The following is an 18,831-nucleotide window of genomic DNA, read 5'->3' as shown; positions in this document are numbered from 1 at the left end:
GTTTCCTATTATTATTTTATATTGTTTTTAGTTTATTCTCTTCGAGATAAGATTAAAGATAAGCTATTTTTATCGCGCGCTGCGGACATTGCCCGGAACACGTATAACACAAACTGCACAATTCCGGTTTTACCGCCTGGGCCTTTTTGCCCTCGTCCGTCTCTTTGATTTCCAGGACGCTGGCTGGGCAGAACGCCACACATAACTCGCAGCCTGTACATAGGTCGCCGTCAATAAAGATATCTATCGCGGAAGCTTCTTCCCCTTTTTTGCTCTCACCCCGCCTGGACCCGATTTTATCCATAACCGGATGGATATAGATCTTCCGTCTTTCCTCCGGAATACTCTTTTGCCCCAGCTTTTGCAAGGACTCAACGATTGGTTCCAACATCGCTGTTGGTACGGATAAATAAAGTTCAAAATCATTGATCTCACTCGATGCCCTCGCACCGTAACAACCGAAGGAAATATTCATTTCTCCAGTTTTCATGGGCTGAATAATCAAATCCGAACAAGCTGAATTAAAACCAGATGTCCTGAAGTTTTGCCGTTCGCCGTTACTATAAGTCTGGGCACAGCACATCCACATTGCCTGTTCCGGGTAGAGTGTGAATATGACAACATCCGGCTCAAAGGTAGCCTGATCAAGTGGCGCAAGCAGTGTGGCCTCATAACTGTAAGGCTCAAATTCCAGCCGCGATCCGATCATCTTTTGGGCCGTCTCAATGTTTGGCATCTTCTTAAAAAGCAAATACAGTTCGCCTGATTTAAACTTTTCGGACATTTCTACAAGCCCCAATATACCTGAGCCATCCGGACAGGCATGGCTGCGCGGCGGCATATACAAACAATTCCCTCTGCGGGCGACGATGACGGATTGGCAGTGCCGCAACGGAATATTCGGCTCAATTGTTTCCGGAGGACGTTCTTCGCCCCGCCGCATCATACGGACTGCTACCGGATCCCAACGCAATCCTAAAATTTCTTTTATCGTTTTAGACATTTCCTGATATTTCAAAGCAAATCCCCTTCTTTAAGCAAATGGAACGTTTAACAACAACCATATCGACTTTTACTCATCTGACATGACCCTATTCCAATTCGTTTCCCCTTCAGGGCCTTCAAATATTTCCTTAGCTTGACGTTTGACTTCTGAGAAATCCTGGTCCAAACCCAAGAGTAAATTGAGTACGTGTTGTACCTTCGGCCCGTTAGCCCCGGATTCCTTGGCAAAATTCAGCACACAGGAAAGACAATATGCGGTCAATTTTTCTGCCTTGCTGTTACAGGCTTCCTCCATGCGACCTTTTCGCAGATTATCGGCTAAATGCGGACGGGAGAAATGGCTGACGTGTCCCCCGCTGCCGCAGCAAGGCGACATCTCCCGGCTATGTGCCATTTCGCTGAGTTGATATCCCTTAGTTAGAAGTGCCTCCCGGGTCTGCCTGGCAAATATACCGTCAACCCGGTCAGGGCAGGAATCATGTACTGTAATCCACTCAGCGGAGTTGTTGCCCTCATGCTGATCACGAAATACATTGGTATCGGCTAGCGCTTCATAAATCGTCAGTAAGGTGATTCCCATATCCTTTAGAATCGGCCGCCATTGGTAATAACAATTTGGACAGGAAACAATCAGCGTTTTTACACGATGCTCTTGAAATCCTGTTTTGACACTTGACACATACGTATCACCGCGTTCTGTCATTCCCAATTGATAAAGGGGCAGCCCACAGCAATCCATTGATACAGCTACCTTTTCGTATTTTAATTGCAGTTCAGCGTACAATGCTCTGACCAATTGGTCTGCATAGGTCAGCATGGTGCAGCCCGGGAAAAACAAAACAGGCACTTCACCTTCCGCTGCTAAGTCGTTATAGTGAATATTATTCAGCTCGCGATATAATGACTGCGGCGTTGTGTTTCTATCCGGTAACAAATAACGATAGTCACTCAGGTCAATCTCCCTGTTCTCTACAGCCGCTATACGCTTTTCATAAAAAATGTTTTTCATGCTTAAGGTGACGGGGCATACCTGCTCGCATAAACCGCATAAAGAACAGGAATAGGCCTCTTCAACAGAAGGGCCTCTTTCTGCAATGGTAATGGGATCTTCACCAATCTCCTGAAGGAATTCACATGCATCAACGCATTGCCTGCATCCAATGCAGTTCTCAGTAATATTCTGACATGCGTTTAGTAAATTATTTTTTTTATTGTTCATAAACTACCTTCATTCTAATTGCATGCATTATTAATACCTTTTCCGCTGCAAATTTGTCGGGATTCCTAAGCTTGTACGATATTTATTCACCGTTCGTCGGGATATCTTTACCCCTTTACTCACAAGCATCAGCATAATATCTTGGTCACTTAACGGTTCACTTGGATCTTCTTTGTTAATGATCTCCTGAATAAGATGTTTTACGCTCTTCGAGCTTACTTTATCACAATCATATGAGCCAACACCCGAATTAAAGAAGTACTTCAAAGAAAATAAACCGCGGGGAGTTTGAACATATTTATTACAGGCTACTCGGCTCACTGTCGATTCGTGGATACTGACCAGATCCGCAACCTGACTCATCGTCAGCGGCTTAAGGTACTCAATCCCATGATCAAAGAAATCCCGTTGAATATCAACGATACTCTGTACAACCTTATAGATGTTCAGTCGTCTTTGTTCGATACCACGAATAAGTCCCAAGGCCGAATCAAACTTTTCCTCAAGATACTTCCGCACATCATCGGGCAATCCGTTGTTTGTCCTAAAAATATCCACATAAGTCTGGTTAATCCTAAGGTAGTTAAAATCTAAGTCATTGACGATCACCAGATAGTTATTCTGGTCTTTCATAATCGTCACATCAGGCCATATAAACGGGTTCCGTTCTGCACCGAATTGCAGTCCGGGTTTGGGATCCAACGTACGAATTAAGTCATATACTGCCTGAACTTCTTTTACCGATACGGTAAGAGTATTAGCAATTCTATTGAATTTTCTATCAGCCAATTCTTGAAAATACTCTTCCAGGATTCTTTCTGCAAGGGGGGTGTCATTACCATTGGCTTTAAGTTGAAGCAGCAGGCATTCCTGAAGGTTCCTTGCGCCAACACCCGTCGGGTAAAAAGTATGGATAACCCGCAGAACATCCTCGACTCTATCCACAGAGACATTTAATTTTTCTGCTACAAACTCCAAATCAATAGTTAAATACCCGTTCCGATCAATACTTCCAATAAGGTAATTGCCAATAATGATGTCTGTGGAATTCTTGATTTCCAAATTGAGTTGGCATTCCAAATTTTCGTATAGACTGGGCTTATCGGATAAAAACTGGTCATAGGGTGAATTATTTTCATTTCGTTCTGTTTTGTCATTCCAAATATGACCAATATTGCTGTCTCCAAAATGTTCAATGAGGTCGTCAATATTGACCTTCGTCGATGTCTTGGTTACAGTTTCAGAATTCACATTTTCGCTGGGTTCATCTTCGTCCAGAAAAGGGTTTTCTTCTATTTTTTTTGTTATATACTCACTTAGCTCCAGAGTTGACATCTGCAATACAGAAATTGCCTGACGCAGTTCAGTGGTCATGAACAATTTCTGTTGTTGTTCAAGAAATACATCTTGGCGAATTTGCCTCATATTTTCCTTCCACCTTCTGGATCAAAAAAAATTACACAGTTTCTCGGACGGACGGCATCGTTACGGACTGCAGTCCGACATCATTCAGGAACTTTATTGTGCGCTTCGGTATCATCAGTGTATCATCGTATTTACCCGCTAATTCAATTGCCCTGATTACCGGCATCGCGCTGGCGAGGTCAACTGGGATATCCACATCCGGTACCTGTTCGACCATACCCAACGGAATATTCTCATTCTCGGCCTTAGCAACCAAAACATCGAGCGCCGTAATCCCATCCATATTATAAAAAACGGTGTGAAAATCAAACGGTGTGGTGCAGGTAAGTCCAACAATTGAAAATCCGCCTTCCTGGCAGGACCCTTCGATGATCGCAGCACCTGTGGATGGCGCCGTCGAAATCGTCTTTGCTGCTTTCCGGCCTGCTTCGCTTTCGCTTAATTTCTCCAGTTTATTTAAAGCATCAACCAAAATATAGGGTTGAAGCGTCGGTAAGTCGCCTCCGATCAGCAGGATCCCGTCGGCCAGCCGATCTGCACGACCTGTCTTAAGCAAGAAATCCGTCGCATATTGCATACAATCATCAAAACTTCCGCCATTATCACTGAACACGCCTGCAATCTTTTGCGGATAACTAACCTGGGCCAGGATCGAATCCAGATAAGGCCTGTCACCGTCATTGTTGTAGCAAATCCAGATGTCCACATTATCCAGACTCAGAGCAACATCAATAACGTCCAGCATACATGATTCATATAATGTATTGGCCTCTTCCGGTGTTAAGATTCCACCCCGAGCTTCTGTCAACCGGGTCTTTACTACCCCGACTTTGGGCACTTTAGTAAATACAATAATTGCCTTTTTCATTAATAACCTCCAAAATAAATCATTGGAATCGGATTACAGTCATCTTTTGTTGGACAGAAGTCACACTGATCCCTAAACGGCTCAGGTATTTCAGAAAAACTACAGGATTCAAAACCATACGTCTTATAAAAACCCGAAGCGGTACCTCTTGCTACAGTCGTCATTATAAAACGCGATTCAGATAGTGGGTCTGTTTGACATTCCGCACAGTATTTCCAAGGATGTTTTATCAGTTCGGAAAGAAGAATTCCGCCAAGTCCCTGGCCTCGGCTATCGCTTTTCACACCAAATACTTCAAGATAAAAACGGTGATCATATATCCCGATTTTAGCGCCGCCCATGATCTCAGTCTTATCTTTAATCACAATATGATCTTCAATATCTCCGGAAATGTCCATGTCATATTCCAATAGAATTTCCCTGAGTGCTTCTTCATCCCCTTGGTTGGCGAAAACAATCATATGATCATGAGATTTTTTTTCACTTGAATACGAATTAATGCTTGTACCTCCTTTCACAAAAAAATCAGGATAGCTTTTCTATATACATTATATATATGCTAACCACTTTACATAATACATCAATTTTAACTTTGTTGCAAGATTCATGCCAAATATCTCAGCCACATGTTCAGTATATAATAAATTTTTGATAGTTTCAATTGTGATTTTTATTTTTTCGTAAATATTGCTTTCTTTTTTACAAAATACGCATTGAATACATAAATCATGAAATAGCATACAACGACATTGCTATTTCATGATTTATTCTGTTACTATATTCCTTCCTGAGGACAATGGTGTCGAATAATCATATATCGCCAGTAATTTCTTGTTTTAATGTTTCAAAAAATTGAGACATATATGCAATGCGTTGCTCAGCTATCTTTTTTGCCTCGTCTGTAAACAGTCGGTCAGGGAGCTTTTTTAGTTTAAGCTCAAATTCAATATAGGTCGTATGCTTTGATGGATCCTTGATTCTTCCGTTTTCACCGATATTTTCCCGGATATAGTCGTCAATTGACACATCGGTATAAAGGCGCTCGCCATGCTGTCCAGCCAGCATAAATGACCGAGCGATCCCTGTGGCGCCAATGATATCCAATTTATCTGCGTCATAAAGGATTTTGGCTTCAATGCTTTTGGGTGGATTGCCGCTCCGGAAACGATGCGTTAAAATACATTGACAAATTTTCGAGATCAGTTCCCCATCGTAATTTAAATCAAGGAGAATCGTTTCAGCCATTTTTGCACCAAGAACAGCATGATCAATTTCTCCGGATATATCTTCGTCCTCCTTAGCTCTGGCAATGTCATGCAGCAATACCGCCGGGATCAGAACGTCTAAGTCCACGTTCTGTTCATGACGCGCCAATAGAATACACAGATGATATACTCGCAGGACATGGTCTAAATCATGGGCGGCATACGACAATTTTTCTTGAACAAGCTTCTGCAGGACATCATAACGTTTTTCCATACTCAGCACTCCACGCAAGTTATTTGGGTACAGTTGCAACCGCCTGCAGTCCGAGCTCCTCGAGATACCTGATGGTTCGTTTCGGTGCGATTATTTCTGGATCGTATTGTTCAGCCAACTGCAACGTATTCAATATGGGGATGAGGCTGGCCAAATCCGTCGGTAAATCAACATCGGGAATCATTTCTACGATACTAATCGGGAGACGCAGCTCGGCTGCTTTAAAGGCAATCATATCGAGAGCAGTCACGCCGCTCATATTATAAAATACGCCATCAAATCTGAAAGGTGCCGTATAAGTCACTCCGATCAGATTAAATCCTCCCTCCTGATCGATCGATTCGATCATTGCACCGCCGATTTCCGGAACAGTATTAGCGGTACGTTTGGCACATGCCATGGCCATAGGCCCCCGCGAGAGCTTTTCCAGCTTATCCGCAGCGGCTTTAATTGCTAATGGCTGAATCGAAGGGGCATCTCCGCCGATAATGATTGCGCTGTCGGCGAGTCGTGATTCTCCGCCATCTTTAAATATATAGTCAAATGCGTACTGCATACCGTTATCAAATGTACTTCCTTCGTCAGGGAATATTCCCTTAATGGCCCCGGGATTACTTGTTGCTTGCAGCATTTTTTTTAAATAGTCACTGTCGCCGTGAATATTATAACAGATATAGATATCTCCGCTTCCGGAAGCAATACAGGCATCAATGACATCCAACAGGCTGGACTCATAAAATTCTTTTGCTTCCTCTGGGGTAAGAATACCTCCACGGGCCTCAGTCAACCGGGTTTTTGTTTCTCCTGCTTTTGGTACCTTTGTAAAGATTATCAGTGCGTTGCGCAATGGCTTTGCCTCCCGTTTAATGGATTAATATGTATCTCCGCATTTTAAAATAATTCTATCCGATATTATACCATACAAAACGAATTATCCGGAATATAATCGTTTTTTCTCGGAAGATGATGAATGTGACAAACCCAATATAGACTATTTGTCTCAAATTCCGATACGTTGCGGAATCTGGGACAAGTCCCGGCAAAGCTATTGCTAAACTCAGATTTTGAAACCGTATTCGTTCTAGAAGGTGGAATGCAAGTGGAATCATAAAGAATAGCCCCGGGGGGCTATTCTTTATGATTTGAAAAAGCAGACCGTTTTTTGTTTGCCGACATCGGCTATGATTTCTAAAGCAGTTGACGATGGCTTTATTTCTGGTCCGAAATCATATACTCTAACAACATGCGCAAGCAGCGCGTCATCCGGAAGAATTTCCGCAAGCTTATTGTCATACTGATCTAAAAGTTCCGGCTGAAAGATGCCACCTTTCCCTTCAAATAATGCCGCATAAAAAATATCATTTTCAATCAGATCCTGGAAAAAGTGAGTTCCATAAGAAACCTCGGGACTGAACCCGCTTTCTTCCAGGGCAAATTCCCCCAGCACAGTGATATTATTGATTTCCGAGAAGGCAACCGGCACACCCAGTTCCGGTGAACTTGTTCCCCATCTGCCCGGTCCAAGTAAAAATACAGCCATTTTTTCTTTGATGATCATGCTATTAAGTTTACCGATACATCGGGCAACTTTGTACCGATCTTGCTTATCCAAACGGCTGTACATGACAGAGTCTACGAAAATGACCCGCTGTATTCCGTATTGAATATTCCCTCCCATAAATGAATGATTACTCTGAAAGAGGGTTTTTTGAAAATCGATGTACCTCGGGAATTCAACCTTACTTTTCAGTCCCTTTGCCGGAAGTGTTCGGCATTGCAGCAGGTTGATCTGGTAGTCTTCTTTGTCTTTAAAATTGACTGTAAATTCGATATCGACAGGATAGGCATAGGCTTTCTCCAAAGTTTTCAGCATTTTTTGAAGAACACCACTGAAAGAAGAAGTCGAGAGGAACTGATCAAGATCAACGACCCAGGATATGGATCCGTCCGACGCCAATGCTATGCTGCTTTCATCTGCAGGACTAGCATCACCGGGAACTTTCTGGGCAAAATACGGAAGTATCTTGTCATTACTTGAAGTCACGACCTCGTTGAAGGAAACACTAACGATACTATTATCGGTAGAATAGCGTTCGATACCGTCATCTGAAACAGGGCTTTCTGTTACTTCACTCTTCAATGGGTGCGATATACTATGATCACATAGTAACAAGGCATCAATATTCTTCTGATAATATTTTATGACCTTGTGATGCCCGGTTGGAGGCATTGACATTGGATTATCCAAAGCAACGATTCGGGCATAATCACCGGCAGTTCGATTGACCGCCCGGGTGCCCAACCCAAGAACAAGCCTCAGCATACCTGCCCGAGGAGACATTTTTTTATCCCACACATAGATATTATTTGAGTATCCTACACCTGCCAGGTCAGGGAAGAAATAATTCTGTCGATAAGATCCTGAAACCCTTTGAATCAACAGCGCCATTTGTTCATCTTGTTCCGCCAATCCACGTTTGAGGCGGTACATTAGAGCCTCTTCACTCATTGTACTGGCATAGACCCTTTTAATTGCGCTTTCAAATTCCTGATAGCGATGCTCCAGCGTTCCCTGGTTCGTGCAAAAAACGCTTTCATACTTTCCGGCAAAAGAGTTGCCAAAGCCATCCTCTAATAAACTACTTGACCGGACAATAATCGGTGATTGGCCAAAATACTCCAACACCCTGATCAAATGATTTTTGGTATTCTCGGGAAACACGCCGTCAAGCATTCGGCTCTTTAACTCTCTGGCCAGCGAGAAATAGTGGTCATTATCCGGCTTCCGCTGCGCCATCCGCATTTTCCAGAGACCATTTTTTACCAGGTAGGTATAGAATACGTCAGAACCTACATAGAAAGAATCATGAGGTTCAAGAATTTTCTTAAAAGGCGAGCCTTTTTCCTGCTGCAGGATCTTTCGGGCCAAAAGCATCCCTACTGCTTTCCCTCCGATAAATCCGGACCCAATCAAATTAGACTTTATTTGCAGCAGGTCCTCAAGTGAAAACATGACTGTCAATAATTCCAGCAGGTTCTCATCCCGGCTTAGGATTGATCGGCAAAGTTTTTCTACAAGTTTTTTTTCCTCATTAGAAGGATTGTGGCCGTACCTTATCTTTTCGTAGGCATCAGATGCTTTCAAAAACATCCGGTCCCAGTAATCAAGATGCCGTCGAGATGCATCAAAGACATTCAATGACATGTCAGCGAAAAGTTTTGATGCATCGCTGCTGCTTGTAAGGGGTATAAATTCTTGTCCTTGTTTAATATGGGGAAGATACATCGTCGGTGAATATCTGTCAATGACCTTCACTGGATGCAAATAAGTTTGACCACGGACATTGTAAATATTCAGCAGTACTTGGGTTGTTTCACGAATCGCTGAGATCGTTTCATACGAATTCATATTCTTATAAATAGCGAAGTACGCAACCGTATCCAGTTCAAATAAATAGGGGCAGGTAATCTGGAAAAAATTACCGATCATCAAGTCTGTGGCCCAGGAATACAGAAGATCTGAAAGACAGTCAAATACATAAAATGCTTCTCTGCCCTCCGTCCCAATTATTTGGTGGACCTGGGTAGAAAAGGTTTCGAAGCCGTGTTCAGCATCAATATGATAAATAGTAACATTATCTTCATTTTCGATGATGGGATAATGCCGTGCAAACCGCATATAGATTACCTTCCTGCCTTTATCAAGGCTTTCCTTGACGAAAGGCAGCACAAATGCCTCATAATCGGTAATATTATCGACCTGAAGTACGACATTATCCCCGATCCGAAGATGATCAAGAACGTCATCCATCCCCGGGAGCCCGGAATTAATCCTTTCGCGCTGAGTCATCGATTTAACACCACCTTTGAAATACATGTTTCCAATATAACCGAGCTAAAAAGAAGCCCATCAACCTTTTCCTATTATTAGGCAAAAACCAAGCAATGAAACGAATGATCCATCGCCATTGCCTGGTTTTATTGGTATCTGCACACATCACGAATCGTCAAGAATCAGAAGCTTTCAGAAAAACTTCAATCATTTCGCATTGCTTTCTGACAGGACCATGAAAGGTTACATAATACCGGATTTACCCATAAGATATTTATCGACTTCTCTGGCTGCAAGCTTCCCTTCCTGGAATCCCCACACCACGAGGCTTTGGCCCCTGCGTGTGTCTCCGGCTGCAAAAACCTTATCAACATTCGTTTCAAAGACCTCATATTCCGCCTTAATATTGCTTCGGGCATCCCTTTCCAGTTTTAGTTCGTTAGCGATATTGTCTTCCGGTCCCAGGAAACCCATCGCGAGAAGTATCAGATCCGCCTCCCATGTTCTTTCACTGCCGGGAACAATTTGAGGAACAAGCCTGCCGGCAGCATCTTTAACCCAACTGATATCCACGGTGTGTACTTCCTTGACCTCCCCTTTGGCATCACCAATAATCTTTGTCGTGGAAATACAGTAATTTCTTGGATCTTTTCCGTAAAGATAAATGGCTTCTTCCTGTCCGTAATCCACTTTCAGTTGTTTCGGCCACTCCGGCCAGGGATTCGATTCTTCAACGCGTTTTTGCGGCGGTTCCGGCAGGATCTCGAATTGGATAACACTCTCACATCCATGCCGAATTGCTGTGGCGACACAGTCCGTTCCCGTATCACCGCCGCCGATGACAATGACCTTCTTTCCTTTGGCACTGATAAAGCTCTCATCTTTTAAATTGGAGTTAAGAAGACTTTTGGTTGTTGCTTTCAAAAAGTCTACAGCGTAGTAAATACCTTTAAGATCCTTTCCTTCAACATCCAATCCCCGCGGTTTGGTAGCACCTGTGCACAACAGGACAGCATCATAACTATCCACCAGCTCCTGGGCTTTCAAATATTTTCCCACTTCGGCATTAAGAATAAATTCAACCCCGGAAGCTTTTAGGACATCAAGACGTCTCTCAATAAAGCGTTTTTCCAGTTTCATATTCGGAATACCATACATCATTAACCCGCCGGCACGATCATCCCGTTCATAGACTGTCACCTGATGCCCAACAGCATTCAGATAATAGGCCGCAGACAGTCCGGATGGCCCGGATCCGACGATGGCAACCTTCTTACCGGTAGGCTTTGCTTTTTTGGGTGTCACCCAGCCTTCAGCAAACGCTCTCTCAATAATTTCGTATTCAATACTATTGATTGTAACGGGTTCCATAATATGCCCTTCTGTGCACGCCCCTTCACAGGGTGCAGGACACACCCGAGAAGTAAATTCAGGGAAGGGTGTTGTCCTGGCGAGACGCTTGTATGCTTCACGCCATTGTCCATTATAGACAAGTTCATTCCAATCCGGAATCAAATTACGCACAGGACAACCTGAAGCTCCGCCATTCAGTAGTATCCCTCCGTGACAGAAAGGAACACCGCAGTCCATACACCGCGCGCCCTGGGTTTTAATCACCTCGGGGTCCAGATGAAGCTTAACCTCATTATAGTCCTTAATTCTCTCGTCCAGTGGTCTTTTTAGAGGATCGATACGTTTGTATTCCAAAAATCCGGTTGCTTTTCCCATGATCAAACCCTCCCTTCAAAGGCTGCCGTCAGCGCTTCTTCTCCGCGTAATCCCGCCGCATAAGCCTTCTCAATTCTTTCCATCATCTCTTTATAGTCCTTGGGAATGACTTTTGTAAAGCGTGGGGCATATTGTGTCCACCCATTCAGGATTGCCTTGCCTCGCGGACTTCCGGTATGAGTGACATGCCTGCGTATCATTTCTCTGACTTCTTTCAGTTCCTTTTCTGAACAGATTTTCTCCAGTAGTACCAATGACTTATTACAGTAGATTTCATCTAAATCGAGAACATACGCAATACCGCCGGACATCCCCGCTGCAAAGTTTCTTCCTGTTTTACCTAAGATGACCACTTTGCCCCCAGTCATATATTCACAGCCGTGATCACCGACCCCTTCAACAACAGCCTTGACCCCGCTGTTTCTGACACAGAATCTCTCTCCGGCTATACCATTGATGTAAGCCTCACCTGAGGTGGCCCCATAAAAGGCAACATTACCAATAAGAATATTTTTATCCGGTTCAAAATCGGCATTTCTAGGCGGATAGACACTGATTTTTCCGCCGGACAAGCCCTTGCCGATATAGTCATTGGCATCCCCTTCCAACTCCAGGGACATCCCCTTGGGTGTAAAAGCACCAAAGCTCTGCCCGGCTGAACCAACAAAGGTCAGCTTGATCGTATCCTCGGGCAAGCCTTCCTCGCCGAAACGTTTCGTTATTTCGCTGCCAACAATCGTTCCCACAACGCGATCGACATTGTTGATCTTCAGTTTTGCCCGAATTGATTTTTTCTGTTCGAGAGCCGGTTTGCACATTCTTAACAGTTTGCGCATATCCAAAGACTCTTCTAATCCATGGTTCTGTTCCTGCATTTTAAACCGGCCGATATCTGCGCCGGCATACGGCTGATAGAGAACCTGAGATAGATCAACGTGTGATGCTTTCCAATTCTTCACGTTATCCTTGTGCTTCAGTCTGTCTGTACGTCCAACCATCTCGTTGACGGACCTAAAGCCGAGTTTGGCCATAATTTCACGCATTTCCTGAGCGACATACACCATAAAGTTTTCAACGTATTCCGGCTTTCCGGTGAAGTTCTTTCTCAGCTCTTCATCCTGGGTAGCAATTCCGACCGGACACGTATTTAAATTACACACGCGCATCATGACACAACCCATGGTAATTAAAGGCGTTGTCGCAAATCCGAATTCTTCGGCGCCGAGAAGGGCTGCAATCACAACGTCCCTTCCTGAAAGAAGCTTGCCGTCTGTTTCCAGAACGACGCGGTCTCTTAAGCGGTTGAGCACAAGCGTTTGATGTGTCTCTGACAGACCCAGCTCCCAAGGCAAGCCGGTATGCTTAATGCTGGTTCTGGGAGATGCTCCTGTTCCGCCGTCATAACCGCTGATAAGAATCACATCGGCTTTGCCTTTAGCCACACCCGCCGCGATAGTTCCAACCCCAACCTCAGACACCAGTTTCACGTTGATCCGTGCATTTCTGTTAGCGTTTTTCAGATCATGGATCAACTCAGCCAAATCTTCGATAGAATAAATATCATGATGCGGCGGCGGTGAAATCAATTCCACACCGGGTGTCGAATGACGGACCTTAGCAATAGCCGGAAAAACCTTTCTTCCCGGAAGCTGTCCGCCTTCGCCGGGTTTTGCTCCCTGGGCCATTTTTATCTGCAGCTCAGTGGCATTAATCAAATAGTTGCTCGTCACCCCGAACCGTCCCGAAGCAACCTGTTTAATGGCGCTGATCATACTGTCTCCGTTGGGCAATTTCTGAAAACGTTCGGGATCCTCACCGCCCTCACCGCTATTGCTCTTGCCTCCAAGTCGGTTCATGGCTATCGCCATGCATTCGTGAGCTTCCTTACTGATCGATCCATAGGACATGGCGCCGGTTTTAAAGCGTTTGACGATGGCTTCGACCGGTTCCACCTCTTCGATAGGAATGGTATCGCCAGCGCTTATCTTAAAGTCCAGCAGGTGCCTCAGTGAATATATTTCTTCCTCATTGATTTTTTTAGAATATTCTTTAAAGAGATTATAATTTCCTTCCCGGCAAGCCCGCTGCAGCAGGTAAATCGTTTCCGGATTGTAGCGGTGGATCTCTCCGGTGTTTTTGCATTGATAAAAGCCGCCAACTTCGAGGGTGTCGGCATAAAGTGTATTCTCGTCAAAAGCACTTTCAAAACGCATGTGGTTTTCAGCGGTAATCTCCTCGAGACCGATCCCTTCCAACCGGGATGGTGTCTGAGTGAAATATTTATCGATCAAATCCTTTTTCAAACCAACCGCTTCAAAGATTTGGGCGCCATGATAACTGCGCATCGTGGAAATACCCATCTTGGTCAGGACTTTCAAGATCCCTTTGACCGACGCTTTGATATAGTTCTTTTTTGCTTCGTGATAACTTAATCCATCGGTCATGCCTTTAAGAGCCAAATCATGAATGGTTTCATAGGCCATATACGGATTTATTGCCGTAACCCCATACCCGATCAGTGTACAGAAATGGTGAACTTCTCTTGCTTCACCTGTCTCCAGGACAATCCCCACACTGGTTCGTATTTCTCGGCGAATGAGATGATGATGAAGTCCTGAGGAGGCTAATAAAGCGGGTATGGCAGCAAATTCTTTATTGACGCCCCGATCAGAAAGAACAAGGATATTCGTGCCTTCAGCAATGGCTTTATCTGCTTCGCGATAAATCTTGTCCAAAGCCCTTTCCATCGCGCGGACGCCGCCCGCTGCACGATATAGGATAGATATCCGCGCTGTTTTGAATCTGCCGGTATTTAATTTCATTATTGTTTTAAGCTGGGAATTTGTCAGAATCGGTGAATCTAAATAAACTGCGTACGTATTTGTTTGGTCAGGATCAAGCAGGTTTCCCGCATTGCCGAGAAGCACTGAACTTGATGTAATGATTTCCTCGCGGATGCCGTCAATTGGCGGATTCGTAACCTGAGCAAAAAGTTGCTGGAAATAATCATAGAGCATTTGCGGTCGTTCGGAAAGAACGGCTAAGGGAGAATCCATTCCCATTGATCCTATCGGATCAATACCGTTAGCAGCCATAGGCTGGATTATCTTAGTGATATCCTCTTGTGTATAACCAAAGGCCTTCTGTTGCGCGATGAGGTCAGCGATTATTGGTTTATCCGGTTCATCTTCAACAGGCAATGCATTCAAGTAAACAATATGCTTCTTGTTCCATTCTTCATAAGGATGCATACCCGCAACGCGTTGTTTGATTTCATCATCTGAAATAATTCTCTGTGCAGCCGTATCAATCAGGAGCATTTTACCGGGCTCCAGCCTGCCCTTGTATTGGATATTCTCTGGTTTAATGTCCATAACGCCGACTTCAGAAGCCAAAATAACTTTATCGTCTTTGGTCACATAGTAACGTGATGGCCTTAATCCGTTTCTGTCTAAAACACCGCCGATAACCGTTCCGTCCGTAAAGCCCATAGCCGCCGGTCCGTCCCAAGGTTCCATGATGAAGTTGTTGAATTCATAAAAGTTCTTTTTATCCTTGGAGATCAAGTCATTTTTTTCCCATGGTTCAGGAATCATCATCATGATGGCATGCGGCAGCGATCTTCCGGTAAGGTAGATGAATTCAAGGCTGTTGTCAAACATGGCTGAGTCACTTCCTGACTCGTCAACGATGGGATATACTTTCGAAATATCATCAAACAGCGGCGAATCGATGCATTTTTGTCTGGCCTTCATCCAGTTGACATTGCCCCTGATCGTATTGATTTCTCCATTATGGACAATATAGCGATTGGGATGTGCTCTCTCCCAACTGGGGAAGGTGTTCGTACTGAATCTGGAATGGACCATCGCTAAGGCGGAAACAAAATCCAGGTCAGAAAGATCAAGATAGAAATTCCGCAGCTGTTCCGCAGTCAGCATTCCTTTATAAACAATGGTTTTCGAGGAAAGACTGGCAATGTAAAATGAACCGCCCTTATCTTCGCACATCGGAATAATGGTCTTTTCTGCTCTTTTTCGAATAACGTAAAGTTTTCTTTCAAAATCCATTTCATCGGTCAGTTCAGGATTTCTGCCGACAAAAACCTGAATAAACCTTGGCATTACCGCATTAGCGCTTAAGCCAACCTTTGTTTTATCGATGGGTACCTCACGCCAGCCCAGAACTTTCTGCCCTTCTTCTCGAACAATTTTCTCAAATGTATCCATTTGTGTGAAGCGGAAATCGTCGTACTTGTGGGCAAAAATCATACCGACGCCATACATTCCCTGCGCAGGGAGTTCAAAACCCAGAACATCGCATTCTCGCAGAAAGAAATCATGAGGTATTTGAACGAGTATTCCGGCACCGTCCCCGGTATTCTCTTCCGCACCGCTGGCACCTCGGTGACTTAAGTTTTCCAAGACTGTCAGAGCCTCTTCGACAATGTCGTGTGATTTTTTTCCTTTGATATTAACGACAAAGCCCATACCACAGGCATCGTGCTCAAAGACTGGATCATAGAGACCTTGTTTTTTCGGAGATAGATAGTTTTCCATATTACACACCCTCTTTTGGAGTTTATATCATTATTATCTTTACGATTTTACCAAATAATTAAAAATAACAATACTGTTTTATCTAAAAAATATTGTATTCATTAAAAATATTTTCTTTTTTTTAATTTTATTACATATTTTTGGAATTATTGTTTAAATTTATTTTTAAATATTTTATATTAAAAATTCTGAACGTAAAATACGTTATTATGTATACATTATATTGTTTGTTACATTATGTTCAAACGTAAAATAATATTGTAGAATACCATTATTGAAAACTCTATAATTTCTGGAGGGAAAAAATATGTCTTACACTCAGCAGGTCATGGAACAGGCTATTAAAAGAAGCCCTAACGAGCCTGAATTCCACCAAGCACTAAAAGAAGTAATGGAATCTTTAGAGCCGGTATTTGCTAAACACCCTGAACTTGAAAAAGCCGGAATTCTTGAAAGGCTCGTTGAACCGGAGCGTCAAATCATGTTCAGAGTTCCCTGGGTTGATGACAAAGGAAATGTTCAAGTCAACCGCGGTTTCCGTATTCAATTCAACAGCGCCATTGGCCCCTATAAAGGCGGTCTGCGTTTCCATCCATCCGTAAACCTCGGAATCATCAAGTTCTTAGGTTTCGAGCAAATCTTCAAAAATTCTCTGACCGGTCTTCCCATCGGCGGCGGCAAGGGCGGCAGTGACTTCGATCCTAAAGGCAAATCAGACGCTGAAGTCATGCGTTTTTGCCAGAGCTTTATGACCGAACTTTACAGACATATCGGTGCAGACACTGACGTTCCTGCCGGTGATATCGGTGTTGGCGGCAGAGAAGTTGCATATATGTTCGGACAATATAAGCGGATCACGAATCTGTTTGAAGGTGTACTTACCGGTAAAGGGCTTACTTTCGGCGGAAGCTTAGCCCGTACCGAAGCAACCGGCTACGGCTGCGTCTATTTTATTGACGAAGCGATCAAAGATGCCGGTAAATCATTCAAAGGGGCTACCGTTGTCGTCTCCGGTTCTGGTAACGTTGCCATTTACGCTGCCCAAAAAGCGATTGAACTGGGTGCCAATGTTGTGGCTATGTGCGACTCCAATGGTTATATCTATGATAAAAACGGAATCGACGTAAAAACCATTAAACAGCTCAAAGAAGTGGAAAGAAGAAGAATTAAGGATTATCTCGAATTCCATCCGAAGGCTGAGTATAAAGATGGCTGTGCAGGAATATGGACTGTTCCGTGTGACATCGCCCTTCCCTGCGCTACCCAAAATGAGTTAGATGAAGCGGCTGCAAAAGCACTCGTTGCCAACAAATGCTTCGCGGTTGCTGAAGGCGCCAACATGCCTTGCACACCGGAAGCCGTTGAAGTATTCCATGCCAACAACGTCATCTTTGCTCCTGGCAAAGCTTCCAATGCCGGGGGTGTTGCCACCTCCGCTCTGGAGATGTGCCAAAACAGCATGCGTTATTCTTGGACTTTCGAAGAAGTCGATGCTAAACTTAAAGACATCATGGTTAATATCTATCGCAACGCCAGCGATGCTGCGAAAGAATATGGCCATGAAGGCAACCTGGTCGTAGGCGCTAATATTGCCGGATTCCTGAAAGTTGCCGATGCCATGATGGCTCAGGGTCTTGTATAAAATTCGTCACCGGTGACGAATTTGGGATACCGTTCCTATCCAGAGACAAAAAGAATAAAAAGAGCCCCCTGCATGCATCAATAATGCTTACAGGGGGCTCTTTCTTACCATGGTGGCACAACAATAATTTTAGTGCCTTGTAAACTCTAAAACTGTAATATAATTGTGAGCAGATTTCTTGTAAGACAAGGCGGTCGCTCCTTGCCATCCATGGCATCGCGACACTAGGCCATCCTTGGCCGTCGGAGGCAAGGCATACCGAGCGTATGCCGATTAAAGTCCACGGATGGACAAATGTCGCGGATGCCATGGATGGCATTGGAGCGACAAGACAACGCAGTATTACATGAAATCTGCCGCAAGGATGTACAGGAATTAGAGTTTACAAGGCACTAGGTCAGCGAATACAAAAGGGCGTTACAAATGGCTGCAGCAACATTGCTTCCGCCTTTCCGGCCTCTGGCCACAATGAACGAAACGCCGGACTGCATAATCAATTCCTTAGACTGGACGACATTGACAAAACCAACAGGGACCCCGATTACCAACACGGGATTGATCCTGCCTTCCCGGATAAGCTGGTCCAAGCGAATCAGCGCCGTTGGCGCGTTCCCCACAGCAATGATCAGCGGTTCTTCGATGGTACACGCTTTATCCATACAAACAGCCGCCCGAGTGCTGCCCTTTTCCTTCGCCTCCAGCGCCACATCCTGGTCGGACATAAAGCAGTAGACTTTCCCGCCGTAGGTTTTTAGCTTCCCGGCATTGATACCCACGCTGGCCATCTTGGTATCCGTTAAGATCGATGCCCCGTTACGAAGCGCATCCTGGGCAATCTGTACCACATTATCCGAAAAACATAAATTCTGCACATAATCAAAATCCGCCGAAGTATGAATGACGCGTTTAATGATCGGTGCTTTCTCGGGATCCAGGGTTATATCCCCCAGTTCCTCAGTAATAATGGCAAAGCTTCTTTTTTCTATCTCCTCAGGCAGTACATTTTCAAATTGATAGTCCATCATCATTCACCTTCCGACTTTATGGTAAACTCGTTCTTTTTTGTTTTCATCA

12 protein-coding genes are annotated in these 18,831 nt (G+C 44.2%); 1 reads left to right on the top strand and 11 read right to left on the bottom strand.

Annotated elements, in window-relative coordinates:
• Positions 1 to 52: 52 nt before the first annotated feature.
• The 10 genes from LPY66_RS05240 to gltB all read right to left on the bottom strand — a co-directional run bounded on the left by LPY66_RS05240 (position 53) and on the right by gltB (position 16,115).
• The gene (locus LPY66_RS05240; RefSeq protein WP_337987043.1) at positions 53 to 1,003 is read right to left on the bottom strand and encodes a DUF169 domain-containing protein; all 951 of its coding nucleotides are present in this window, start codon (positions 1,001 to 1,003) and stop codon (positions 53 to 55) included.
• Positions 1,004 to 1,072: 69 nt separating this feature from the next.
• Complete coding sequence (locus LPY66_RS05235) at positions 1,073 to 2,224, bottom strand: (Fe-S)-binding protein (RefSeq protein WP_337987042.1); 1,152 nt, start codon at positions 2,222 to 2,224, stop codon at positions 1,073 to 1,075.
• 30 nt (positions 2,225 to 2,254) lie between these two features.
• Positions 2,255 to 3,649 carry an RNA polymerase factor sigma-54 gene (gene rpoN / locus LPY66_RS05230; RefSeq protein ID WP_337987041.1) on the bottom strand — a complete coding sequence of 465 codons (1,395 nt, stop codon included), beginning with the start codon at positions 3,647 to 3,649 and terminating at the stop codon, positions 2,255 to 2,257.
• A 31-nt stretch (positions 3,650 to 3,680) separates the two neighbouring features.
• Entirely contained in the window at positions 3,681 to 4,517 is an 837-nt protein-coding gene (locus LPY66_RS05225; protein ID WP_337987040.1) for a TIGR04282 family arsenosugar biosynthesis glycosyltransferase, read from the bottom strand.
• A complete protein-coding gene (locus tag LPY66_RS05220) occupies positions 4,517 to 4,978 on the bottom strand; it encodes a GNAT family N-acetyltransferase (protein ID WP_337987039.1) in 462 nt (153 codons plus the stop codon). Before LPY66_RS05220 ends, LPY66_RS05225 begins: the two co-directional genes overlap by 1 nt.
• Positions 4,979 to 5,327: 349 nt before the next feature.
• Positions 5,328 to 5,996, bottom strand: coding sequence for an HD domain-containing protein (locus tag LPY66_RS05215; RefSeq protein ID WP_337987038.1), 669 nt, complete (start codon positions 5,994 to 5,996; stop codon positions 5,328 to 5,330).
• Positions 5,997 to 6,015: 19 nt separating this feature from the next.
• Positions 6,016 to 6,843, bottom strand: a complete 828-nt coding sequence (locus LPY66_RS05210) for a TIGR04282 family arsenosugar biosynthesis glycosyltransferase (RefSeq protein WP_337987037.1) — start codon at positions 6,841 to 6,843, stop codon at positions 6,016 to 6,018.
• Positions 6,844 to 7,131: 288 nt separating this feature from the next.
• On the bottom strand, positions 7,132 to 9,846 hold the full coding sequence (locus LPY66_RS05205) for a PEP/pyruvate-binding domain-containing protein (RefSeq protein ID WP_337987036.1): 2,715 nt from the start codon (positions 9,844 to 9,846) through the stop codon (positions 7,132 to 7,134).
• 225 nt (positions 9,847 to 10,071) lie between these two features.
• Entirely contained in the window at positions 10,072 to 11,556 is a 1,485-nt protein-coding gene (locus tag LPY66_RS05200; RefSeq protein WP_337987035.1) for a glutamate synthase subunit beta, read from the bottom strand.
• Between the two features lie 2 nt (positions 11,557 to 11,558).
• Entirely contained in the window at positions 11,559 to 16,115 is a 4,557-nt protein-coding gene (gltB, locus tag LPY66_RS05195) for a glutamate synthase large subunit (RefSeq protein WP_337987034.1), read from the bottom strand.
• A gap of 307 nt (positions 16,116 to 16,422) precedes the next feature.
• On the opposite strand from gltB, the gene gdhA reads away from it, so the two are divergent.
• Positions 16,423 to 17,757: an NADP-specific glutamate dehydrogenase gene (gdhA, locus tag LPY66_RS05190; protein WP_337987033.1), complete on the top strand. Its 1,335-nt coding sequence runs from the start codon at positions 16,423 to 16,425 to the stop codon at positions 17,755 to 17,757.
• A gap of 392 nt (positions 17,758 to 18,149) precedes the next feature.
• Here the strand turns inward: gdhA and LPY66_RS05185 are convergent, their stop codons facing one another.
• On the bottom strand, positions 18,150 to 18,779 hold the full coding sequence (locus LPY66_RS05185; RefSeq protein WP_337988029.1) for a precorrin-8X methylmutase: 630 nt from the start codon (positions 18,777 to 18,779) through the stop codon (positions 18,150 to 18,152).
• Positions 18,780 to 18,831 lie beyond the last annotated feature (52 nt).

The sequence above is a fragment of the Dehalobacter sp. DCM genome, assembly GCF_024972775.1.
Classification (GTDB): Bacteria; Bacillota; Desulfitobacteriia; order Desulfitobacteriales; family Syntrophobotulaceae; genus Dehalobacter.
This window is presented reverse-complemented; position numbering and strand designations above follow the sequence as displayed.